This is a genomic window from Ensifer sp. M14 (genome assembly GCF_003355565.1).
Classification (GTDB): Bacteria; Pseudomonadota; Alphaproteobacteria; order Rhizobiales; family Rhizobiaceae; genus Ensifer.
Genome location: NZ_QJNR01000018.1, coordinates 418,665 through 442,095 on the forward strand (window position 1 = coordinate 418,665; position 23,431 = coordinate 442,095).

Sequence of the window (23,431 nt, forward strand, 5' to 3'; positions counted from 1 at the left end):
TGTCCTGTCATTCATTCCCGCGTCGTCAGACGAGGGCTGCTCTTTTTTGTCCGGGGATGGCGTTGATGAGTTCGCGGGTGTAGTCGCTGCCCGGGCGCTCGAAGACGTCCTCGACCGATCCTCCATCAACCAATCGGCCGTCCTTCAGCACGGACACCGTGTCCGAGATCTGCCGCACGACCGCGAGGTCATGGGACACGAACAGATAGGTCAGCCCGAGATCGCGCTGGAGTTCATCGAGAAGATCGAGGATGCGGGCCTGCACCGTCACATCGAGGGCCGAGACCGCCTCGTCGAGAACGACGACGTCAGGATCGAGCACGAGTGCGCGGGCGATCGCCACGCGCTGTCGCTGGCCGCCCGAAAGCGCATGTGGTCGGCGGTCGAGCGCCACTTCCGGCAGGCCGACGCGGCTGAGGATCGCCCGGACTTTCTCGTCGCGTGCCGGGCGGGCGAGCCTGCCAAAATTCAGGAGTGGTTCGGAAACGATGTCGAACACCGTCTGGCGTGGATCGAGGGAGCCGTACGGGTTTTGATAGACCAGCTGGATCTTGCGCCTGAACTGGCGCAGTGTTTCGCCACGGAGCTCAGACAGGTCGGTGCCATCGATCTCAATGCGCCCAGCCGTCGGCTTCTGGAACCCGACAATCGCGCGAATGGTCGTGGTCTTGCCGGAGCCGGATTCGCCAACGATGGCATGCGTTGTGCCACGACGGACGCGGAAACTGAGGTCATCGACGGCGCGAAACGATTTGCCGTTGCCATCCGTCCGCACGAAGTCCTGCACAAGCCCATCGACAATGACGACATCATTGTCCGAAGCCGCGGGCACCGCACGCGCGGTCGCAGGCGCCTTGCGCACGACGGCCGAGAACGACGGCGCGTCGGCGATCAATTGCCGGGTGTAGGCGCTGCGCGGTGCGGCAAGCACGACCTTGGTAGCTCCCGTTTCCTGGACACGCCCGCCTTGCAGGACGACGAGCCGGTCGGCTCGGTCCGCTGCCACACCGAGATCGTGCGTCACCAGCAGCACCGACGTCCCGTATTCCGTGCGCAATTCGTCGATCAGGTCGAGGATGCGCTTCTGTACCGTCACATCGAGCGCGCTGGTCGGCTCATCGGCGATGATGAGCTGCGGCTTAAGCGCGACGGCGATGGCAATCAGCACGCGCTGGCGCATGCCGCCCGAAAGCTCGTGCGGATATTGCCGCGCCCGGAGTGCGGGCTCGCTCAAACCGACGCGCTCCAGAAGCGAAATCACCTGGGCCTCCAGGTCGCGACCGCTTGCGACGCCATGGATGCGGAGAATCTCACCGACCTGCGCGCCGATCGTCTTGACGGGATTGAGCGAGCTTGCGGGATCCTGCGGTATCAGGCTGATCTTGGCGCCGCGCACCGCATCAAGCTGGCGATCCGACCAGCGCGAGATGTCCGTGCCGTTGAGCCTGATGCTGCCGCCGTCGATGCGGCCATTGGCATGGAGCAAGCCGATGATCGACTGCGCCGTCGTTGTCTTGCCAGAACCGGACTCGCCGACCAGCGCTACGACCTCACCGGGATCGATCCGGAAGGAGATCTCGTGCACGACGCCGCGATGCGCAGTGCCGTCATGATAGGCGATCGACAGGTTCTCGACCTCCAGCACTGGCGGATGGGGAACGTTGGAGCCGCTCATGCTGCCACCTTGCCGAAGGATTGGCTGACGCGGTTTGCAGCGAGAACCACCAGGACGACGATGACACCGGGTGCAGTGGTGAGCCACCAGGCCGTCGAGATGTAGTTGCGACCTTCGGCAATCAGCAGCCCCCACTCTGGCGTCGGTGGCGGAGCGCCATAGCCCAGGAACCCGAGCGTAGAGATCTGCAGCACGGCCGACCCGAACTGCAACGCCGCAATAGCCAGAACCGAGGTCAGGGAGTTCGGCAGCACGTGCCGCCAGAGGACCGCCGCGAATGTGCCGCCGCTGCCAAATGCCGCCTCGACATAGTCGCTGCGCCGGACACGAACGACTTCCGAACGCGACAGACGGGCGAAGCGCGCAACCGAGGTGACGCCAACGGCAATAGCCGCGTTGACCGTGCCGAAGCCGAGCAGGATGATGATGCTGAGCGAAAGCATGAGTGGCGGTATCGATAGCAAGACATCGACGAGACGCATGATGGCATCGTCAACCCGCCGCCGGACCGATCCCGCGATAACCCCAATGCTGGTGCCGACGACAAGACCGAGTGCCACGGCAACAAATGCGCCAGTCAGCGAATGTACCGCGCCATAAACGATGCGTGCGTAAACATCGCGCCCCAGCGCATCGGTGCCAAGCAGATGGCTCGCATCGGGCCGGCGCAACTGTTCGCCACCGACCCCTTCGAGCGGATTGTAGCTAGTGAAAAGCCACGGAGCGACGGCCCAGAGAAAAGCGATGGCGAGAACCAGCCAGGACAGTGCGAGACCCATTGGCAACCGTCGGATGAATTGGGGGAGCGAGAAGCGCCTGCCCGCCCGCTGTCCATGCCTAGACGCGATGGCGTCGTCGTGGATCGTATCGAACGTGGTCATGCCGTGGCTCCTGCTTTTGTACGAAGGCGGGGATCGAGCACAGGAAAGAGCAGATCCACGATGAGATTGATGGTGACGAAGGCGAGCGCCGAGAGCACGACGATCGCCTGGAGCACGGCGGCGTCCTGACTGCCGACGGCCCTTCCCGTGAGGCCGCCGATGCCATTGAGGCCGAACACCGTTTCGGTAACGACCGCACCAGCAATGAGTTCGCCGAAGAGGACGCCGGCGATCGTCAGCGTCGGCAGCAGCGCGTTCTTGGCGACATGCCGCAACAGCACCCAATGGCGAGTGGCACCCTTGGCGCGGGCAACAGCGACGAAGGGCCGTGTCAGCACGTCATCGATATTGCGCACCAGCACCTGGGCAAGCGGAGCGGAAATTGGCACCGCCAGCGTGATGACGGGAAGGATCAGCTCCTGCCAGGGACCGGGGTTGATCACCGGCACGAGCTTCAGCCGAAACGAGAAGATCTGGATCAGCATGATGCCGAGCCAGAAGGTCGGGATCGAGATGAAGAGCGACGGCACGGACTGGATCGCGCCACGCAACCAGGCGAAAGGCGTAAGGCTCGATAGGAAGGCGATGACGACGGCAAGGACCGCGGCCAACAGGAAGCCGAGCGACGCAAGTTTCAGTGTCGCCGGCAGATGAGCGGCAAGCATCGTGCTGACGGGAACGCCCACCTGAACGGAATAGCCGAAATTGCCGGTAAGGAACCGACCGATCGTCTGGATATATTGTACCCAGATGGCGCTGTCGGCAGCATAGGACGCGCGGATTTCGGCGATCTGTTGCGGGTTTAACCCAAGCTCCGGGTTCTGGAACTTGATGAGGATGGCGTCACCGGGCATGGCCTGCAGCAACACGAAGGAGATGGTGAAAGCCGCCCAAAGGACGAACAACGCCTGCCCCAGGCGATTGAGCAAGTATCCGGACATCAGCCGTTCCTCTGCTTGGTCTCATTGCGAAGACCGGCCACGGCAATGCGCGTGGCCGGTTGGACGGCATCAGTGGTCGGCGAGCCAGGTGCTGTAGAAGCTCGGGCGGCCAACCGCCTCGAAGGCGATGCCCTGGACATAGGGAGCACCGGCGAAGGCTTGCGGCTCCTCGAAGATCGGGATCGCATAGGCCTGGTCGACGACGTAGTCCTGAACCTCGCCGGCGATAGCAAACCGCTTCTCGCGATCCGGCTCCGAGGTCAGCGCCTCGAGCAGACCATTCAGCTTGTCATCGGCAAAACTCTGGACCTTGTCGCTCTGTCCGCCCTTCTGGCGCAGCACGTCACGGTTCTTCGGGTAGTACTGGCTCTTGATCACGTCAGGATCGGCGCGGCCGACCATGGCCGGGGAAACCGGCGTCTTCAACGGATCGAGATCGTCGACGATCCTGCTGCCGCTGTCTCCGGCAAGCACGGTCAGCTTGACGCCAAGCTTGCCCCATTGCTGGGCCACGAGCTGCAGGGTTTCCTTGTTCTGCGGTTGGGGCAGGGATTCGTACGCTGTCAGCACCAGTTCCTTGCCGTCCTTCTGGCGCAGGCCATTGGCGCCCACCGTCCAGCCGGCTTCATCGAGCAGCGCTTTCGCCTTTTCCGGATCGAAGGCGAGCTTCGCCGAAATGTCGCGGTAACCAAGCGCCGTCGACGCGATGATCGAGGTCGCCTGCGGGTAGTTTGCCGAAAACAGGGTCGTGACGATTTCCTTGGCGTCGGTCGCGTGCAGCAACGCCTTGCGCACCCGGACGTCGGCGACCAGCGGATTGTCGGGCCGGAAGACAACGCTGTTGTTCACGCCGCGCGTCGATGGCGCGTAGATCTGGTAATCCTGAGCCTCGACCTGCTTTTCGTCATAGGCCTGGACCTGCCGGATGAAATCGGCCTGACCTGCGAGCAGCGCGCCGATGCGCACGCTGTCTTCGCCAGTGATGATATATTTGATGCCGTCGAGATGGGCTCTCCCTTGATGGTCCAGCTTTGCCGGACCCCAGGCATACTCCTCGCGCGCCTTCAGGTTCAGCTCCTTGCCAATCGTTTCGCTGTCGACGACAAACGGACCGGAACCGATGATTTTGGTGGCGTCACCCAATTGTTCGAAGGGAAGCGCCAGCGTGCTTGCGGCGACGAGACCTGAACCGATGACCGAGGTACCCTGCAGGAAGCCCGGCGACGGCTTCTTGAAGTAGAACTTGACCGTCTGGGAATCGACGACCTCACTGCGCTCGTAATTGTTGATCACCTCCGACACCGGCTGTTTCAGTGCCTTGTTGCCGAGCCCGAAGACGTCGTAATTCTTGGCCACGGCTGCGGCATCGAGCGGCGTGCCGTCGGAGAAGGTGACACCCGGGCGGATCTTGAACGTGTACTCGGTCGCGTCAGCGTTGACCGTCCAGGATTCCGCGATCCAGGGCTCGATCTCAAGCGTCTTCGGGTTCTGATAGGTCAGCTTGTCGGTGATCTGGTTGAGAATGCCACCGTTCGGATAGAACCCGCCGGCCGGCGGGTAGAGATTGGTGTGGGCCTGCTGCTCGAGATAGATCAGCGTCCCACCCTTCACCGGGTCTCCTGCACCTTCTGCAAAAGCGCCAGGCAGGAAAAGGCCGGAGGCGGTCAGTGTCGCCAGCGTCAGCGCAAGCCGTTTCAGTTTCGTCGTCATGGGGAGCCTTCCTTCAAATGTCTGAAGGCTATCGTACGAGGAAGCGCCGGATCATCAACTAAATCTAGTAAATTAATATGCTATATGTTTCGAGCGAAGGGAAAGAAGCATCTCCGTGTCCGAGCCGATGGAGATATTTCTCCCGAGGCCGTCTCCCTGCCTTCTTTTTCTGGTCTTAAGCGACATGCGGATCAGGGCGCAGAAAGGGCGTATCTTATCGTGGGCGAAACGCTTCACGAGCCATTGACAATTCGAGCCCTATTCATTGAAAACTTTGCCAATTCCTTCCAAGCCCGAGATTGAGATATTCATGACAAATAACAAGGTTCTTGTCGTCGGCGGCGCCGGCTATATCGGCTCGCACACCTGCCTTCAGCTGGCCTCCAAGGGGTTCGAACCCGTGGTTTACGACAACCTGTCGAACGGCCATGAGGAATTCGTCAAATGGGGTGTCCTGGAAAAGGGTGACATCCGCGACCGGCAGCGGCTGGACGAGGTGCTGGCACGACACAAGCCGCGAGCGATCCTGCACTTCGCCGCGATGATCGAGGTCGGCGAATCCGTCAAGGATCCGGTCTCCTTCTACGACAACAACGTCATCGGTACCTTGACCCTGTTGTCGGCAGCACTCTCGGCCGGCATCGAGGCTTTCGTGTTTTCGTCCACCTGCGCCACCTATGGTCTGCCGGAAAGCGTACCGATCGACGAACAGCATCGCCAGGCGCCGATCAACCCCTATGGCCGCACAAAGTGGGTCTGCGAGCAGGCACTGAAGGACTACGGGCAATACAAGGGTCTGCGATCTGTCATCCTGCGCTATTTCAACGCCGCCGGAGCCGACCCGGAAGGGCGGATCGGCGAGTGGCACGAGCCTGAGACCCATGCGATCCCGCTGGCAATCGACGCCGCCCTCGGCCGCCGCGACGGCTTCAAGGTCTTCGGCACCGATTACGATACGCGCGACGGCACCTGCGTGCGTGACTACATCCACGTGCTCGATCTCGCCGACGCCCATGTGCGCGCCGTCGTATATCTGCTTGAAGGTGGCGACAGCGTCGAGCTCAATCTCGGCACCGGTACGGGCACGACGGTCAAGGAGCTTCTGAACGCCATTACCGAGGTCTCCGGACGCACGTTCGGCATCGACTATGTCGATCGCCGCGAGGGCGATTCGACCACGCTCGTCGCCAACAACGACAAGGCCCGCGAAGTGCTCGGCTGGGAGCCGCAGTATGACCTGGCGGCGATTACGCGCACGGCCTGGAACTGGCATTCCCGCCGAAACCAGGGTGCCTGAGATCAGGCACCTCGACTGACCGCATGCCTGGCTCAACGGTCAGGATGCCTGGCGTACCCGGTTCAGAGGCGATCTGGAGCGGGTACGTTGCGTGAGCGGGCGCTCGATCAGAAGATAGGCCACGATGCCGGCAATCGTGCCGGCAGCCAACGCGCACAGCAGCGTCAGAGCTGAATTCAGGGCCACCATCGCAGCAGCCTTGACGACGACCGATATGGCGAAGGTGTGCCAGAGGTAGATCGAATAGGAGGCGTCACCGAGCAAGGTCGGCAATGCCCATTTTCGAAACCAGCCGGCCGCTTCAAGTGCGAGCGTGCCAACCACAAGCATGACCGCCAGCGGGCCCAGTATCCTTTCGTCAAACGGCAGGCGCAGGACGGCAAGGGCCGCGAACCCCAGGAATGCACCGACGACAAGCACGATGCCGACACGTGGCCCGGCAATCCGGCCCCGCAGCCAGAACTCGGCGACAATCATGCCAGCGACAAATTCGAAAATGACCGGACGCGTGTAGGTCAGAAACAGAGCGTTCTGCGTATCGATGGCGAGCCCCGCCACGACCAGCGATAAGAAAAACACTGCCATCACCGCCAATCGGCGATGCCTGGGCAGCATCAGCGAGGCTGCGAAGACGGCATAGAAGAACATCTCGAAATTCAGCGTCCAGCCCTGCACGAGCACCGGCCAGATTTCGCCGCTGCTCGGCGAGCGCGCCGGGATGAACAGCAAGGATGCGACAACGTGTTCGACCGACAGGACGAGGTTGGGAAAGAGACCGGCAACGCCTCCAGCGATCATCACCATCGTTGCAAGCCAATAGATCGGCGCGATCCGGCGCAGCCGTTCCTTGAGGAAGGCAAGCGGTGCTACCGGGCGACGATCACTGATCACCCACATGATGAAGCCGCTGATGACGAAGAAGACGTCGACGCCAGCCGCACCGATCGCGAAATGGTATCCCGTCCGCTCGGCCGCGTGAAAGAGCACGACGCCGAGCGCGGCAGCCGCGCGCAGATACTGGATACCGTGGATGGTTTTCATCGGCGTAGCGGTCATCAGGACCTCAGCTGCGGGTGGTGGCTCGCCAGCACCCTGCCCTCGGCCAACCGACGCTCGCTGACGAACTGCCGGCCCTGCCTGATCGTAAGCCTGCCTGCTGCGAAGTAGAGCAGGAAAGAACCGACGTGATAGGGGTTCATGATGTCGATTTCGACGAACGCCCGCACAAGAAGCAGCATAGCCACGCCGAACAGCACCGAGGATTCGGTGTGATGGTCATAGGCAAGCAGGCGCATGATATGGCCGAAGACGGTCACCAGGAGTACGGTGCAAAGCAATACGAGGCCGATTGCACCCGTCTCCACCATCGCCTCGATGAAGGTGTTGTGGAAATGGAAGCCCGAGCGGGTGGCGATGAAGAACTCCTCCCACAACCGCTCCGGTTCGGAGAAGCCCTGGACCCAATAGGCCTGGTAGCCCACGCCCACGACCGGCGAGGAGAGCGCAGCCTCAATGCCCTGTTGCCAGAGATAGGTTCGACCGGTCAGCGTCGAATCCTTGCCGAAAAGGCCGAGAACGAGATCGACGCCACCACCATAAACAGCCGCAAGAGCCGCGACGCCACCGACGACGACTGCGGCTAAGAACAGGCCCTTGCGATGACCGGGCGACAGCATGCCGACGGCGCGCATGCCGAGCCAGCAACAGACGATAGCGACGGCCGTCAGGACCGACGTGGCCGATTGCGAGGAAAACAGCGAATAGGCCGATATCAGCCCGACGGCGCCTGCGGCGCCGAGCCAGAGCCCGCGCTCCCCAAGTGCAACAGGCGCAATGAAGGCAAAGTAGATCCCGAGGGACGCATAAAAACCAAGCTGGTTCTTCGAGGCGAAAGCCCCGACGAAGCTATAGGTGCCGTCGAGCGGATCGAGGTGGTAGACGCCAAACAGCAACGAATAGACGAGCACGATACCGACCCCGGCGAGAGCACCGCGGACGAGCGTACGGATGTCGATCGTCCGCATGGCGATCAAGGCACAGACGACATGGGAGAGATACTGCACCCCCGTCCTAACCGTTATCCCGGGCGCAGCCGACCAGAAGACCGACAGGCAGGCAAAGACGGCAAAGCCGAGAATCCAGATGTATCTGCCATAGTTGCCGAGCACCCTTCGATAATCGACGAGCACCAGCGGCAGCCACAGCCCATAGTAGACAAGGATCGACGCCTGCCCGAACCGTGAGGAATAGGCAAAGACGAAAAACGAAATCGCCAGCGCAAACGTGCCGTATGCCTGGTTTGAACCAGGAGAAACGAGGCTTGCCTTGGAAATCCTCATACCGATCCTTCAGAGCGTTTCTCGATTGAACGGCATCAAGGAAACGCTCTATCTCCTTGTTTCCAGGCATTTCTCATCGAAAAACCTGTTCGCCCTATTCCTACCAATGCTCAGCGCATCGCCAGATTGGCTTCGACCTTGATCACGTCGCCTGGCAGCACCGGCGTGTTCTCGTCGGCGGCGATTTCAAGCGCCTTGCCATCGTTCTCGCGGACAATCGAATAGCTGATGACAGCCTCCGACGTGTTGTCCTTGGATTGCGCGGCCTCGGCCGATTGCAGCAGCGCCTCGGTCATCAGGTCGCGACTGGTGCCCAGCTTGATCGCCAGCGTATCGAGTTCGGCCTCGGTGTTCTGCAGGTCCTGGGCAAGCTGGGCATCCCAGTCGTTGCGCAGGTTGGTGTCGTCCTGCGTCGCCTTGCTGACGTCCTGCTTCGCCTTCAGGGACGCGGTGTCGATATCGAGGACCGCACCCTGCAACTCGGCGACGCGCTGCTCCAGTGCGAGCTTTCGTGCAGCCAGCGCCAGCCCCTTTTCGGCGAGCCCCTCGATCTTGTCCCGGTCTTCGATCACCAGGTCCAGTTGGCGGTTCTGGGTTTCGGACTTTTTCGCCAGCGCCTCGATTTCGTTTTCGAGCAGGGACTTCAGATCGGCGAGCGATGCCAGCTGTCGCTTCTGCCTTTTGTCGCGCGAGACCATCAGTGCAGTCTCGCTATCGAGCAGGCCGGCGACGTCGGGCGCGTCCTTGAGCTCCTTCGGCAGCTCGATCTTGTCCTTGCCGGCGATCTCCGCCTGCAGGCGCGCGCGCCGGATCAACAGCCGGTTGCGCTCGGAGACCTGCACGCTCGAATCACCGCGGGCATTGATGTAGTCGCGGGCAAAACGCTGGCCGCTTTCCGAACGTCTCAATCCCCCGCCAAGGCTGACGGCCTTCAGCACCGTCAGGTTTGGTGCATACGGGTACTCGCCGGGCTTCTGCACTTCGCCAGCGAGATAGAGCGGACGATACTGGGCGAGCTCGACCGAAGCCGATGGCCGGTCGCGCAGGCCGAACAGCGTCTGCATCTTGAGGCCGATCGCCTCGCTCATCTCGGCAGTCGTCTTGCCTGCCGCCGGCAGGTCGCCGATGAAGGGAATGGAGACCATGCCGGATGCGCCGACGGTATAGTCGCCGCTGACCACCGACCAGTCACGCACCGCACCTTCGGCGGTTTGCCACTCGGCAACGCGGATCTTGAGTTTGTCCATCACGCCGAGATGGTATTCGTCGGCATGAGCCGGCAGCGTGCCGAACACGGTTATGGCCGCCAGCATGGCGACCTTGAGAGAATATGGTTTTCGCAGGGAGATCCGTGATCTCCCGTTGGCAACTTGATGTGTCATTGCGGTTTCCCGGTTGCTGGTCGCGCGCGCCGGCGTCCAACGACTGACGTCGTCAGGCTCCGTGGCGCAGCGTTCGTCAGTAGCTGCCGCGAGAAAAGCAGACTGCGGGGATCGTCTTGAAGACGATGGAGACGTCGCGGATCAGCGACCAATTCTGCACATAGTGCGTGTCGAAGGCGACGCGTGTTGCATAGGAAACGTCATTCCTGCCGCTGATCTGCCAAAGGCCCGTCAGGCCTGGGCGGGATTGCAGATAGAAGACGGCTGCAGCGTCATAGAGCTCGAGTTCGTCTTCCACGACAGGTCGCGGGCCGACGATGCTCATTTCACCGCGGATGATGTTGATCAACTGCGGCAGTTCGTCGAGGCTGAGCTTGCGCAGCACGCTGCCGACCACAGTCACCCGCGGGTCTTCCTGTAGTTTGCGTGTCGCTCTCCACTCCTCGTAGGCGGCGGGATTGTTGCGGAGGTGATCCTGCAAGAGGCGATCGCCGTCAGCCCGCATCGTGCGGAACTTCAGGCAGCGGAATGAGCGGCCGTTATGGCCGATACGGCGGTGGCCGTAGAAAACGGATCCGCCGTCTGAAAACTTGACGAGCATCATCAAGAGCAGGAAAAGCGGACTGAGAAAGACAAGAGCCAGCGAAGCGGTAAAGACGTCGAAGCCACGCTTCGAAATTCCTCCTACCGGACGATATGCTCCCGACTCTGCGGTACTGAAAAACGGCGAATTGGCCGATCGAGTCGCAGACTTCATAGAGAAGACTCCATTTACGTTGGCGATTGGTCGGTCCCCTTGGGGCGCACTCGTATCCAAGAATGAGTGTATGGTTAGGATTTGCTTTTTAAAGGCGAAAAGATGACCGGCACCGCGCGCACCTCCCGCAGACGTATATCATCGATTGCGAATATGTAATATTTCCTCGAGAACGAAGATCATCTATTCATGGGAGATTAAGTGTATTCCTGAAGATGTCGATGTAATTTCCGGATGGATCGAAATTACTCATGAAATAATCGACCTTACCTTGATATCAGGATGTTTGCTTTCGTCTTGCATCGGAAGATTTGGCCTCTCCGTAAATTGAAATCCCTCATTTTTGTCGACGCATCTTGCAGTGCAGCAATTTTTTGCATTGCACGCACGAAGCCACCACCGACGCGAATCTTGTAACAAAAGTTGATAGTGACAGCAGATCGAAGGCCAACCCCGAGACGAACGAAACAAGGCGAAACCACAGTGGGTGGAAAACGGGACGCTCGGTCCGCTCGTGGCCAGCCTCAATTCGGCCGGCACAAATCGATTCCTTCGGCCTGTCCCGAAAGCCAAATCAACGGAATTTGATTGGCGCCGGCCTGTTCTAAAGGCGACATAAACATTTTGGGGGCTATAGCGGCTTATATTGCATGTGCGGCTATTGTCGGTTGAACCGGGGCGTAACCGCCAATATATTGAAACTCTGTGGTGGGAAGGGCCTTGGCTCCGATGGAGACACCAACAACAGATCCGAAAGCTAGGTAGCGCGATGTTCGCACCCCGCGTCTTTGCGAGCATGATTGGCGCCTTGACGGTCTTTGGCATCGTCACTTACCTGCTGAACGGTTCCCTGACCTCGACCCTGATCCAGACCTTGATCTGCGCGGTGCTGATGCAGGTTGGCTATTTCCTGGCCGTCGTCTTCCTTGTGTGGAAGAAGGCGCGCGAACGCGACCGGCAGGCGGCCGAGAACGCACGCACGGCGACAGAAGAAAAGCAGGCCGGCAAGGTTTCGACCGGGCGCTTGAACAGGCCGGGCCACTTCAATCCCTGACGCGCCCAAGGCGGCTTCCGCTCGCGGCTAATGATACCAGCGACAAAAATGTCAACGTTTTGACGCGGTTGCGACACGATCCTGTTGCATCTTGCGGCGAGCCAGCGAAGCAACAGCGATGCCGGCCATGCCCGACGTAACGCTGGAGGCCACAATGACCGCAGCTGCAACGATGGACGTCTGTGTCATCATCGCCGCAAAAAATGCCGCCGAAACGATTGCAAGGGCCGTCGCTTCGGCGCTTGCCGAGCCTGAAACCGCCGAGGTCGTCGTCATCGACGACGGCTCGACCGACGGCACCGCGTCGTCTGCCTTATCGGCTGCCGATGATACAGGGCGGTTGAACATCGTGCGCTTCGAGAACAATCGCGGCCCGGCTGCAGCGCGCAACCACGCGATCGCAATCAGCCGCTCGCCGATCCTCGCCATCCTCGATGCCGACGATTTCTTTCTGCCCGGCAGGCTCGCCCGACTTCTCGATGTGCCCGACTGGGATTTCGTTGCCGACAACATTGCCTTCATGGACGAGGCGGCCGCCGCCAGCGCCGCGGCCGACGTCGGCCGGTTCCAACCGGAGCCACGCCTTCTCGATCTGACGGGATTCGTCGAGGGTAATATCTCACGCCGTGGGGTCCGACGCGGCGAGATCGGTTTTCTCAAGCCGCTCATGCGGCGCGAATTTCTGTCCGCCCACCAACTCTCCTACAATGAGAAGCTTCGGCTGGGTGAAGACTACGACCTCTACCTGCGGGCGCTTACCAAATGCGCGCGCTACAAGATCATCCATAGCTGCGGCTACGCCGCGATCGTGCGCGAAAATTCGCTGAGCGGCAGTCACCGCACGGAGGACCTGAAGAGGCTTTATGAGGCCGACCGGGTCATTCTCGCGAACAATCGATTGAGCGCAAAGGCGGCCGATGTCATCCGCCGGCACGAACGCCATATCCGTGGGCGCTACGAACATCGGCGCTTTCTCGACCTGAAACGCGAAGGCGGCCCGATCGCCGCCATCACCTATCTGCTCGGCAAGCCGAGCGCAGTTCCCGCGGTTGCCGGTGGTATCTTTGCCGACAAGACCGAGCGTATGCGACCGACCGAGCCACTTGCCGAACGCGGCAACTCGGGTCGACTGCGCTATCTGCTGCCGGCCTACGCTGAACCCAGCTGATCGCCTTCAACGGCGCCCGCATGGGGCGCCGTCGAATTTCTCCCTCTAGAGATAATCGCGACGGACCGTATCGAGAACGTCGCGGAACTTCGCCTTGCGTTCGGCAAGGATACGGTCTTCGCTCAGTTGCGGCTCGGCCCTGCCCGCCTGCCACAATGCGAGCGTCGACGGCGCCGCCAACAGCTGCTTGGCCGCACCACGCAGGAAGGTCTGCCTCGGCGGTGCCGCATCGACGATCAGATCGCCGTCGATCTGCCACCGGTTCGGGTCTTCGCCATCAGTCTCCTGCACTTCGAATCCCATGCCCCAGAATCGGGTCCCCTTGATCATCGCCTCAGCGCGGCTTGAAACCGGGACATGGCGCGGACGATAGGTGACCCCGACCGTCTGCGCCCAGTCATTCCACTTGAAACTGTTGATGCTGTCCGATGTCGAGACCGCTACCCACGGGACGCGAAATGCATCGGCCAGGATTGCGCCGTGCATCGATTCCGCCACGATCAGCTCGGATTGGGCGATCTCCCGGATCACGGCTCCTGCCTCGCCGCGCGGGTCGATGTAGTGAAGACCGACCGTGCCGCAGGTGATCGGCCACATGCCGGCGATCGCGCTTTCCCAATGGGGAACGAAACTGCGCTTGTGGATCTTCGGCAGGTTCCGGAATTCCGGCATCTCGGCAACCATGACCGCCGGATCGATGATGCCAAGTTCGGGCGAAACTCCGACCTTCTCGGCCGTCAGCGGGCCACGCACACAGCGAACATCCCATTCCGTCTTGTCGCGCATGTCCGGCAACGTCCCGTAGCCGAAGCCGCTGCCCAGCACGAGTTTTCGCATGCCGTCGGGCAATAACGCTCGGTTAAGCACCGTCCCGACGCCAACGAGCAGGATGTCGTCATGGCTGTCGCGGAAACCAGGCAAGAGGAAATCCCAGAGCCAAAGATTGAGGTCGTCTCCGAAATTTCCGTGATGTGATTCCCAATAATAGGGCTTCATGAGCGGTCCCTTCTCTCAAATGAGATGTATCCGGCGCCGCAAGCGGCGTCTCTGTTCCCTCCTCAGGGATGCTGTCTTTACGATCAGCGTTGCGGTGATAGTTTGCCGACGGCCAGTTGGAGGGCGCTTTGCAGCAATTTTGGATCGCGCCACACCCAGCGCGCCAGAAGCCTCAGCTGGGGGGCTTGCTTGCGACGCAACCGCCGCGCCTGGCTCCACAACGCCTGTCGGCGAGCCGTGTGCTGATAGGAGCGAATCGAGGCGATTTCCTGCGGCCGGCGCGAAAACCGGCTCTCGAGCGTTTCAAGCGCCACGAAAGTGTTGAACTGCTGCTGCAAGAATTCCGGCGAATCGTTGTCGATCGAATGGAAGATGTTGATGCCTTCGCCGCGCTCGGCACCGGCCGCATCGCAAAGCACCACGCGCCTGGCCGCAAGCACGCAGTCGCAGAAGAACAGCACGTCTTCGGCTGCCAGCCGCAAGGCCGCATCGAAGCGGATATTTTCGAACAGCGCGCGCCCGATGACCATGCAGGACAGATGGAGGAAGCTCCAATTCCTCAGCATCGCCTGGGACAGATCGGGAATTTCGACCACCAGCGGCCTCTCCTGCAACCGGATGCAGGTGTCGCTCTTCAGGAGGTCGGCAATGCCGAAGTGATAGTAGAAGGCATCGCCGCCCGAGATCGATGCCCAGTAGCAATCGGCACCGAAGCGCGTCAGGCTTTGATAGGCGTTCTTCAGGTGATCTGGCGTCCAGATGTCGTCGGAATCGAGGAACGCCACGTATTCCGCATCATGAGGAACATGGTCGAGCCCGGTGTTGCGTGCGCCGCCTGGCCCCTGGTTGGCCTGGCGCACAACGGTGATGCGTTCGCGCATGATTTCGCTGAGCGGCGCCAGCTCCTCATCGACAGGATAAGGTGACTGATCGTCGACAACCAAGACGTGAAAGTCCTGAAATGTCTGGGCGAAGACGGACTTTAGCGCCCGCCGAAGAATGCCCGGCTCCTTCTGATAGTAAGGGATAATAATCGTAAGCTTTGCCATCTTTTCGCCCCTGCGGTTTCTCTACAAAGAGTCTTGCGTGGTCACCTCCCACCGGGTCGCGGCCGTATATCTATTGCTTGTCCTTTGTCACTCATGCTTCAAAGGGCTCACGGGATGTTCGCCTTGCCCTCAACCGTCAATGTCAAATCCGTCACCCGCAACGTCGGCTGGAGCGTGCTCTCAAAGACAGGCACATTCGGGCTGAAATTTGTCACCGTGCCCATTCTTGCGCGCATCCTGACGCCGGAAGAGTTCGGAACGGTGGCCGTCGCGCTCACCGTCGTGCAGTTTCTGGCGATGATCGGAGGCGCGGGCCTCGCCTCCGCGCTGATCATTCAGCGCGACGAGGAAATGGAGCTCGTTCACTCGGCCTTCTGGGCGAATCTGGCCATTTCCATGGCTATGGCGCTTGGCCTTTTCGTCTTTGCCGCGCCGCTCGCAACGCTGCTCGGCGCGCCTGATGCCACTTATCTTCTGCAGATCATGAGCCTGCTTATTCCGCTGCAGCTTGGCGGCGATGTCGCCTATGCGCTTCTGGCCCGGCGAATGAATTTCAGCAAGGATGCGGCCTGGAGCATGATTTCGGAAACGGTCGGGGCACTCGTCGCCGTCGTCATGGCCCTTACCGGTTTCGGCGTCTGGTCGCTGCTCGGGCAATTGTTCATTTCGGCGCTGATTCGGCTCGCGGGCCTCTATGCGGTTTCCGGTTATGTGCCGAGGCTGGTGTTTTCGTTTCGCCGCGTCTTCGCCTTGAGCCGCTTCAGCCTCGGCATGATGGGCTCGGAAATCGCCAATTTCATTACCTTCCAATCGCCGATGGTGATCATCTCCCGCTATCTCGGTCTTTCCGATGCCGGCGCCTATTCTGCCGCCAACCGCTTTTCCAGCATTCCCAACCAGATCGTGCTTTCAGCCGTCATGGGCGTGCTTTTCCCCGCCTTCAGCCACATGGGCGAAGATCGCCAGCGCCGCTCCCAGGCGCTCATGCTGAGTACGCAGGTGACGACGGTGCTGCTTGCGCCGATGATGTTCGGGCTGTGGGCGCTCGCTAAACCAGCAATGCTCGTGCTCTTCGGCAGCCAATGGGCAGCGGCATGGCCGGTTCTTGGCCTCCTGGCGCTGTCCAAGGGTATTCTGACCCCCTGCAGCACCTACGTGCCCTATCTGAAGGGCATCGGCCAGGGGGCGGTTCTGTTCTGGTGGGCGGTGATCCGCGCGGTCGTCACCACCGGCGCCGTCGCCTATGGCGCCATCAACGGCTCGCTGATCGAGACGATGATCTCCCTTTGCATCGTCAACGTCCTGACGCTCGTCGGGTACTCCTGGGTGGTCTTTCGCGCTGACGGCATGCCGTTCTTCAGAGGTTTCTTCGTCTCGACCAGACCAATGTTTGCAGCCTTTGCCATGGCGCTTGCGGTGCGCTTGTTCCTGGAGCGCTTCGGTTCGCACATTCCCAATGCCATCATGCAGGTGCTCGTCGGCGCTGCGATTGGCGGCGTCATCTACCTCATTCTGATGGTCCTGACGGAGCGCAAACTGCTGGTAAAGCTGCAGCAAATGGTCCGTCAGCGCGGCGCAGCGGCACCGGCTCCAGAACCTGCGGAATGATAGGGGTTGGCGAACTGCGCAGTGCCTCACACTCGCCGCAATTCCCACCGTTGGAGGCAAAAAACCTCGAATTGACAATGGTCAACGAAAAAAATTCTGCCATTTTTGCTGGCAATTATCTGACAACAACTCAACCCAAGGATACGCTTCATTAGAATATGAGCATGTTGCGCAACATTCGACAAGCGGTGCGCTTTTGAGGATTGCAGCAGTCAATTCGCTTTCAATTTGCGGTGAATTCGAAATGTGGCGAATGCTGCATTGCAACAAATCATGGCCGATTCTTTTGCTGCAGCGCCATATTTTCAGCCACGCCCCTGCCCTAGCTTAAGTGATGCGGGCTCTAGTCTGCTCTGTTGAAACGGCGCCGAAAATGGCGCTGGCAGATAGGAGTGACGGATATCGTGGCTATGGACGCGAACATTTCCTCGCGGATCAATCTGATGCGCATCGTGCTGATCTCCGGCATCGTCTTCGTACATGTGCCGCATGATCCGCAGACGAGCCCATTCCTCGGCACCTATGGGTTCTGGGACTGGCTGCGCGTGTTTCTGGGCGACAGCCTGTTTCGCGTCGGCGTTCCATGCCTCAGCGCGATCTCCGGCTACCTCCTGTTCCGCCGCGGTCTGGAGACGTTCGATTACAGGAAGACGCTTCGAACCAAAGCGCGCACGGTGTTGCTTCCCTTCCTTCTGTGGAACCTCTCCTTTCTGGCACTCGTCTATCTCGCGCAGCTCAAGAATATCGGCTCCGGCTACCTTCCGGATGTGGTGAATGCCAGCCCGCGAGAATGGCTAAGCCTGGCTTTTGCGCTCGAGGGTCTGCCGATCAATGTCCCGCTTTACTTTCTCCGCGATCTTCTTTTGTGCATCCTGCTCTCGCCAGTGCTCGCCTGGCTGATCAAGCGCTATCCGCTGCAAGCGCTTGGCCTGCTGCTTGCTTATGCCGTGCTTCCGCTGCCGAACGGCATCTTCCTGAAGAAATCGATCCTGTTTGGCTTCTCAACCGGCATCTATCTGAGCCTGCACCGCATCGACGTGAAGCGGCTCGATCCCTATGCCCGATCGATCACCGGCGTCTTCCTCGCCGCTGCCGTGGCGTTGTCGATCGTTCTCTACCAGACGGGACCTGAGTTCCCAGTCTGGGTCGATATCCTGCGCAGCCTGACGGCCCTTTCCGGCATCGTCGGTTCCTGGGCCGTTTCGGCGCTTCTCATGCGCACCAAGTTCGCCGGACGGCTGGCGCGCACCGGCGGCCTCAGCTTCTGGATCTTCTGTGCCCACTACCCCCTGCTCATTCCTTTCTGGATGGTGTGGAACCGTACCGGTTTCACCGACTACCGCCTGTTCTACTTCGCGATCCCCTTCATCACGATTGCGCTTCTCGTTGCCGCGCATGCTTTTGCCAAGCGCCTCGCACCGGGTTTCACCGCCGTCCTGACCGGCAGCCGCACCGGCGCCTCCCGAGGCAATGCGCGCCCGGACACAGGACATCGCTCCGACTACTCCTCTCAGCAAAGGACCTGACCATGAGATCGATCAGACCTCACCGCCTCGCCCTGCTCACGATCCTCGTCGCCGGCATTGCCGGCTCGGCATACGCGCAGCAAGGCGCCGCCGGCACCTCGTTCCTCGACAATTTCGACACGCTCGATACTGCCCACTGGTATGTCTCCGATGGCTGGAACAACGGCCCGCACCAGAACTGCACCTGGTCAAAGGAACAGGCGGTGGTCGTCGACGGCATCCTTGAGCTCAAGTTCGAGGAAGGCAAGAAGGGCGAGCGCAACTATGCCTGCGGTGAAGTCCAGACCCGCAAGCGCTTCGGCTACGGCACCTATGAAGCCCGCATCAAGGCAGCCGACGGATCCGGTCTGAACTCGGCTTTCTTCACTTACATCGGTCCCGCCGACAAGAAGCCGCATGACGAGATCGACTTCGAGGTGCTCGGCAAGAACCCGGCCAAGGTGCAGCTCAACCAATATGTCTCGGCCAAGGGCGGTAACGAAAAGCTCGCAGACGTGCCCGGCGGCGCCAATCAGGGCTTCAACGACTACGCCTTCGTCTGGGAGAAGGAGCGGATCCGTTACTACGTCAATGGCGAACTGGTCCACGAGGTGACCGATCCCTCCAAGATCCCGACCAACGCGCAGAAGATCTTCTTCAGCCTGTGGGGCACCGACACGCTCAGCGATTGGATGGGCACCTTCAATTACAAGGGGCCGACGGCGCTGCAGATCGACCGGATCGCCTTCACCGCGCCCGGTGACAAGTGCCAGTTCGCCGAATCCGTCGCCTGCAAACTGGACTGAGGACACCACAGCACCGCCGCATCCGTGCATCGCGCCTCCAATGTCGCGATGCACGATTTCTTGAATGACGCTTGGCTCAGGCTGAGCAGAAAGACGGACGTTTTCATGCTGAAGATACTTTATCTGGCACAGGATCTGGCTGACCCCGCGGTGCGCCGTCGTGTCCTGATGCTGGAAACGGGGGGTGCACGCGTAACACTCGCTGGCTTTCGCCGGGGCGCAAACGCGCTGGCGGCGATCGAGGGCATCGACCCGATCGAACTCGGTACGACCCGCGATGGCCGCTTCGGCCAGCGGATCGCAGCGGTCGCCAAGGCATGTCTGTCCCTGTCGGCCAAGTTGCGTGCGGTCGACCGACCCGACGTGATCATCGCACGTAACCTCGACATGCTCGCCGTCGCCAACAAGGCAGTCGGCATGTTTGGCGGCGCTGTTCCTGTCGTCTATGAATGCCTCGACATCCACCGCCTACTTCTGCGCGACGATGTGGCCGGGCGTGCGGTGCGTGCCAGCGAAGCCTACCTCGGGCGCAATGCGCGGCTTTTGATCACCAGCTCGCCCGCCTTCGTCGAGCATTATTTCCGCCCGCTCTCCGGGCTGGAGACGCCGGTCATGCTGCTTGAGAACAAAGTGCTTGAGCTTGGCGAGCGCGGTGATCCGCCACTTGCAACAGTCACCACACCGCGACCGGACGGACCCTGGCGGATCGGCTGGTTCGGTGCGCTGCGCTGCCGCAAATCACTCGCCCTGCTTTCCGCCTTTTCCCGGCGTATGGACGGCCGCTTCGAAATCGTCCTTCGCGGCCGGCCGGCCTATTCCGAATTCGACGATTTCGACGGCTTCGTGCGAGATGAACCGCACATGACCTTCCACGGCCCGTACCGCAGCCCGGAGGACCTCGGCGCCATCTACGACGAGGTCGACTTCACCTGGGCGATCGATTTTTTCGAGGAAGGCCAGAACTCTCGATGGCTGCTTCCGAACCGCCTCTACGAGGGCTGCCGTTACGGTCGGGTTCCGATCGCCATGCGTGGGACGGAGACAGCGCGCTTTCTCGCAATCCGCGGTCTCGGCTTTCTGCTCGAGGAAGCCGAGCCGGACAATCTCGTTTCACTTCTCGGCGCCGTCGACGCTGGCAGCTACGCCGAAGCGTCTGATCGCGTGCGCGCCTGCAATTCCGACACCTGGGTCTTTGGTCGCAACGATTGCGAGAACCTCGTCAGGCGCCTTTCGGCAATCACCCCGACCGCTCCGGAGCCTGCAACGCCCCTTTCCCACGTCCGTCAAAACGAAGGTGGTTTGTCATGAACACAACAGATCTCACGTCGACGCGCAGCCTGATCGTCATCCCCTGCCTCAACGAGGCGGCCCATATCGAAACCCTGGTGGACAAGCTTCGTCCGTCGCTCAAGCCGCTCAACGCTGTCATCCTGATTGCCGACGGCGGCAGCACCGATGGTACACGCGAAATCGCGGCGCGGCTCGCACAGAACGATCCGGCCGTCCTGATGCTCGATAATCCCAGACGCATCCAGAGTGCCGCGATCAATCTGGCGGTCACTGAATTTGGCGGCTCCTTCGATTTTCTGATCCGAATCGATGCGCACGGCACCTATCCTGACGATTATTGCCAGCGGCTGGTCGAAGACGTGATCGCCACCGGCGCCGACTCCGTCGTCGTTGCCATGGAGACCGTCGGCTTCACGCCCTTTCAGAAGGCAACCGCATACGCCCAGAATTCCAAACTTGGAAACGGTGGCGCCAAACACCGGATCGGAGCCACAAGCCATTGGGCCGACCACGGCCATCACGCCCTGATGCGGATAGCAGCCTTCAAGGAAATCGGCGGTTACGACGAAAGCTTCAGCCACAACGAAGATGCCGAGTTCGACTATCGCTTCCGCAAGGCCGGCTACCGCATCTGGATGACCGACCGGACGAGCATGGTCTATTACCCGAGAGCGAAGGTCGGGCCGCTGTTCCGACAATATTTCAGCTATGGCCGAGGACGCGCCCGCAACGTGCTGAAGCACCGCGTCGTGCCGAGCCTCAGGCAATTGCTACCGCTTGCGGTCGCACCGGTGGCAATCGGCGCCTTGCTGGCCGTTATCAACTGGGTTGCCGCAGTCCCCGTGGTGCTCTGGGCCGCGGCCTGCATTGGCTACGGTGCCTGGATGGCACTCGGGCAGAAAAACCCGTACGGGCCGCTCGCTGCGATCTCGGCCATGGTGATGCATTTCGCCTGGTCGGCCGGGTTCTGGCGCGAGTTGCTCGACCTTCGCAACAGGCGGTTCGCACCATGATTGAGGCAGCTACCGAAAAGTCCGAGGATGTTCGGGTCGATATCGCGATCTGCACCTTTCGCCGGCCCGAGCTTGCCGAAACCCTGCGCTCTCTGGCGGCCATCAGGGTACCCGAAGGAACGGCGATCAGGATCATCGTCGCCGACAACGACGTCGAGCCAGGCGCTGCCGGGCTTGTCGACGCGTTGCGGCCGGAGGTTCCCTTCGAGATCGACTATGTGCATTGTCCTGCAAGCAACATCTCGGTCGCGCGCAACGCCTGCCTCGACACTGCCACGGGCGACTACCTTGCCTTCGTCGACGACGACGAAACCGTCTCGCGCGACTGGCTCGTGCGCCTGCTCGAAACAGCCATCGCTACTGGAGCAGAAGCAGTGCTCGGTCCGGTCCGCGCCGGGTACGACCTAGACGCGCCCTCCTGGATGCGTCGCGGCGATTTTCATTCGACGCGACCGGTCTGGGTCAGCGGCCAGATCGTGACGGGCTACACCTGCAATGTTCTGCTCGATCGCAAAAGCGCCTCCATCGCCGGCCGGCGTTTCAATCTGGCGCTTGGCAAGACCGGCGGTGAGGACACTGAGTTCTTCACCCATATGCACAAGGATGGCGGCCGCCTCGCCTATGCGCCGGATGCCCTCGTCTACGAGATCGTGCCGGAAAAGCGCGCCAGTTTCGAATGGCTGGCAAAACGGCGTTTTCGCTCGGGCCAGACCCATGGCCGCCTGTTGACGCAAGCCACGGCCGGCAGCGGCAAGGCAGCGGCAATCGTTCGCGCGGCTGCCAAGTCCGGGTACTGCGTTACCGCAAGCCTGCTTTTCGTCGCCTCGCCGGTGGTCCGCTCGCGCTATGCGCTGCGTGCCATCATGCACGCCGGCGTCGTCAGCGGCCTCTTCGGCGTACGCGAACTTGAGCAATACGGCGCCTCGGAAGTGGCAGCGCCATGACGAAAAGCAATCCCGACGTCAGCTTTGTCATCGCCGCCTACAAGGCGGCCGAAACGATCGCGCGCGCCATCGACAGCGCGCTCGCCCAGGAAGGCGTCGAAGTCGAGGTCATCGTCGTCGACGATGCATCGCCCGACGATACCGCTGCTGTCGTCGAAGCGATGACCGATCCACGTGTCCGGCTTATCCGGCTTCCCGCAAATCGTGGCCCGGGCGGCGCACGCAATGCTGGCCTCGACGCGGCGCGCGGCGACTGGGTCGCCATTCTAGATGCCGACGATACCGTTCGGCCCGCAAGACTTTCCCGAATGATCGCAAGGGCACGCAGCGAAAGCGCCGATATCGCCGTCGACAATCTGGAGGTCTTTAGTCTCGATGGCCGGCGCGAGCGGATGTTCGCCGACTCCATGCTTGAACGGACGCCAGTTCTCACTCTTGCCGCCTTCATCGGCTCCAACGTCCTTTTCCGCTCGACCTATAATTTCGGCTACATGAAGCCGGCCTTCGAGCGACGGTTTCTCGAGGAGAAGCGACTGCGCTTCAGGCAAGATATCCGCATCGGCGAGGACTATATCCTGCTGGCCTCCGCCCTTGCCGAAGGCGGGCGATGCGTCGTCGATCCATCCGCTGGCTACCGCTACCACATCCGTGAAGGCTCGATTTCGCGCGTGCTGGAACTGCGCCACGTCGATGCGATGATCGCCGCCGATGCCGATTTCCTCAGCACCCACGCCGTCAACGCAGGTGCAATGACAATGCAGCGCAAGCGCAGCCGCAGCCTTCAAGAGGCGCGCGCCTTCCTGACCCTCGTTGAACACATCAAATCCAGATCGCTGCGCGGCGCCGTCACCACGGCGCTCTCCAGCCCCCGCGCGCTGCGGCATCTCCGGATGCCGATCGCCGCGCGACTGCGCCGCCTGGTTGCGCCGCTGTCGCGCTTGAAGCCCGCCACAATGACAGTGGCGGCTGAACGATCCACCTCGGGCAAAAGCCCTCAAACGAAAAAAGGATAATGC

20 protein-coding genes are annotated in these 23,431 nt (G+C 61.1%); 10 read left to right on the forward strand and 10 right to left on the reverse strand.

The window, feature by feature from the left end; all coding sequences use genetic code 11:
• Positions 1–25: 25 nt before the first annotated feature.
• The 4 genes from BLJAPNOD_RS34465 to BLJAPNOD_RS34480 form a co-directional block, all read right to left on the reverse strand.
• Positions 26–1,675: an ABC transporter ATP-binding protein gene (locus tag BLJAPNOD_RS34465; RefSeq protein ID WP_115423089.1), complete on the reverse strand. Its 1,650-nt coding sequence runs from the start codon at positions 1,673–1,675 to the stop codon at positions 26–28.
• Entirely contained in the window at positions 1,672–2,556 is an 885-nt protein-coding gene (locus BLJAPNOD_RS34470) for an ABC transporter permease (RefSeq protein WP_115423091.1), read from the reverse strand. The genes BLJAPNOD_RS34465 and BLJAPNOD_RS34470 overlap by 4 nt, the downstream gene beginning before the upstream one ends.
• The gene (locus BLJAPNOD_RS34475; protein ID WP_077498965.1) at positions 2,553–3,497 is read right to left on the reverse strand and encodes an ABC transporter permease; all 945 of its coding nucleotides are present in this window, start codon (positions 3,495–3,497) and stop codon (positions 2,553–2,555) included. Before BLJAPNOD_RS34475 ends, BLJAPNOD_RS34470 begins: the two co-directional genes overlap by 4 nt.
• Positions 3,498–3,566: 69 nt before the next feature.
• Positions 3,567–5,207 (reverse strand): TIGR04028 family ABC transporter substrate-binding protein, encoded by a 1,641-nt coding sequence (locus BLJAPNOD_RS34480; protein WP_115423095.1) that lies wholly within the window; start codon positions 5,205–5,207, stop codon positions 3,567–3,569.
• Positions 5,208–5,517: 310 nt separating this feature from the next.
• On the opposite strand from BLJAPNOD_RS34480, the gene galE reads away from it, so the two are divergent.
• The gene (gene galE / locus BLJAPNOD_RS34485; protein ID WP_115423096.1) at positions 5,518–6,504 is read left to right on the forward strand and encodes a UDP-glucose 4-epimerase GalE; all 987 of its coding nucleotides are present in this window, start codon (positions 5,518–5,520) and stop codon (positions 6,502–6,504) included.
• A 39-nt stretch (positions 6,505–6,543) separates the two neighbouring features.
• Here the strand turns inward: galE and BLJAPNOD_RS34490 are convergent, their stop codons facing one another.
• The 4 genes from BLJAPNOD_RS34490 to BLJAPNOD_RS34505 all read right to left on the reverse strand — a co-directional run bounded on the left by BLJAPNOD_RS34490 (position 6,544) and on the right by BLJAPNOD_RS34505 (position 10,982).
• Positions 6,544–7,545 (reverse strand): acyltransferase, encoded by a 1,002-nt coding sequence (locus BLJAPNOD_RS34490; RefSeq protein ID WP_077499081.1) that lies wholly within the window; start codon positions 7,543–7,545, stop codon positions 6,544–6,546.
• Between the two features lie 14 nt (positions 7,546–7,559).
• Positions 7,560–8,843, reverse strand: a complete 1,284-nt coding sequence (locus tag BLJAPNOD_RS34495; protein ID WP_115423097.1) for an O-antigen ligase — start codon at positions 8,841–8,843, stop codon at positions 7,560–7,562.
• A gap of 110 nt (positions 8,844–8,953) precedes the next feature.
• Positions 8,954–10,225 carry a polysaccharide biosynthesis/export family protein gene (locus BLJAPNOD_RS34500; RefSeq protein WP_115423098.1) on the reverse strand — a complete coding sequence of 424 codons (1,272 nt, stop codon included), beginning with the start codon at positions 10,223–10,225 and terminating at the stop codon, positions 8,954–8,956.
• 76 nt (positions 10,226–10,301) lie between these two features.
• A complete protein-coding gene (locus BLJAPNOD_RS34505; protein WP_077498975.1) occupies positions 10,302–10,982 on the reverse strand; it encodes a sugar transferase in 681 nt (226 codons plus the stop codon).
• Between the two features lie 769 nt (positions 10,983–11,751).
• Between BLJAPNOD_RS34505 and BLJAPNOD_RS34510 the strand changes: the two genes are divergently transcribed.
• Together BLJAPNOD_RS34510 and BLJAPNOD_RS34515 are read left to right on the forward strand one after the other, a co-directional pair.
• The gene (locus BLJAPNOD_RS34510) at positions 11,752–12,036 is read left to right on the forward strand and encodes an exopolysaccharide production repressor protein (RefSeq protein WP_077498977.1); all 285 of its coding nucleotides are present in this window, start codon (positions 11,752–11,754) and stop codon (positions 12,034–12,036) included.
• 154 nt (positions 12,037–12,190) lie between these two features.
• Positions 12,191–13,204 (forward strand): glycosyltransferase family 2 protein, encoded by a 1,014-nt coding sequence (locus BLJAPNOD_RS34515; RefSeq protein ID WP_115423198.1) that lies wholly within the window; start codon positions 12,191–12,193, stop codon positions 13,202–13,204.
• Between the two features lie 45 nt (positions 13,205–13,249).
• Here BLJAPNOD_RS34515 and BLJAPNOD_RS34520 read toward each other — a convergent pair whose 3' ends face one another.
• The gene (locus BLJAPNOD_RS34520) at positions 13,250–14,200 is read right to left on the reverse strand and encodes a polysaccharide pyruvyl transferase family protein (RefSeq protein WP_115423099.1); all 951 of its coding nucleotides are present in this window, start codon (positions 14,198–14,200) and stop codon (positions 13,250–13,252) included.
• Between the two features lie 83 nt (positions 14,201–14,283).
• The gene (locus BLJAPNOD_RS34525; protein ID WP_077498981.1) at positions 14,284–15,249 is read right to left on the reverse strand and encodes a glycosyltransferase family 2 protein; all 966 of its coding nucleotides are present in this window, start codon (positions 15,247–15,249) and stop codon (positions 14,284–14,286) included.
• 123 nt (positions 15,250–15,372) lie between these two features.
• Here BLJAPNOD_RS34525 and BLJAPNOD_RS34530 point away from each other — a divergent pair, with 123 nt between their 5' ends.
• The 7 genes from BLJAPNOD_RS34530 to BLJAPNOD_RS34560 all read left to right on the forward strand — a co-directional run bounded on the left by BLJAPNOD_RS34530 (position 15,373) and on the right by BLJAPNOD_RS34560 (position 23,428).
• Complete coding sequence (locus BLJAPNOD_RS34530) at positions 15,373–16,857, forward strand: lipopolysaccharide biosynthesis protein (protein WP_115423199.1); 1,485 nt, start codon at positions 15,373–15,375, stop codon at positions 16,855–16,857.
• A gap of 410 nt (positions 16,858–17,267) precedes the next feature.
• Positions 17,268–18,383 carry an acyltransferase gene (locus BLJAPNOD_RS34535; RefSeq protein ID WP_115423100.1) on the forward strand — a complete coding sequence of 372 codons (1,116 nt, stop codon included), beginning with the start codon at positions 17,268–17,270 and terminating at the stop codon, positions 18,381–18,383.
• On the forward strand, positions 18,380–19,168 hold the full coding sequence (locus tag BLJAPNOD_RS34540) for a glycoside hydrolase family 16 protein (protein WP_077499087.1): 789 nt from the start codon (positions 18,380–18,382) through the stop codon (positions 19,166–19,168). Before BLJAPNOD_RS34535 ends, BLJAPNOD_RS34540 begins: the two co-directional genes overlap by 4 nt.
• 105 nt (positions 19,169–19,273) lie before the next feature.
• On the forward strand, positions 19,274–20,476 hold the full coding sequence (locus BLJAPNOD_RS34545) for a glycosyl transferase family 1 (RefSeq protein WP_077499089.1): 1,203 nt from the start codon (positions 19,274–19,276) through the stop codon (positions 20,474–20,476).
• Positions 20,473–21,471 carry a glycosyltransferase family 2 protein gene (locus BLJAPNOD_RS34550; RefSeq protein WP_077498985.1) on the forward strand — a complete coding sequence of 333 codons (999 nt, stop codon included), beginning with the start codon at positions 20,473–20,475 and terminating at the stop codon, positions 21,469–21,471. The genes BLJAPNOD_RS34545 and BLJAPNOD_RS34550 overlap by 4 nt, the downstream gene beginning before the upstream one ends.
• On the forward strand, positions 21,468–22,415 hold the full coding sequence (locus tag BLJAPNOD_RS34555; RefSeq protein WP_115423102.1) for a glycosyltransferase family 2 protein: 948 nt from the start codon (positions 21,468–21,470) through the stop codon (positions 22,413–22,415). Before BLJAPNOD_RS34550 ends, BLJAPNOD_RS34555 begins: the two co-directional genes overlap by 4 nt.
• Positions 22,412–23,428: a glycosyltransferase family 2 protein gene (locus BLJAPNOD_RS34560; RefSeq protein ID WP_115423103.1), complete on the forward strand. Its 1,017-nt coding sequence runs from the start codon at positions 22,412–22,414 to the stop codon at positions 23,426–23,428. Before BLJAPNOD_RS34555 ends, BLJAPNOD_RS34560 begins: the two co-directional genes overlap by 4 nt.
• Positions 23,429–23,431: the final 3 nt, after the last annotated feature.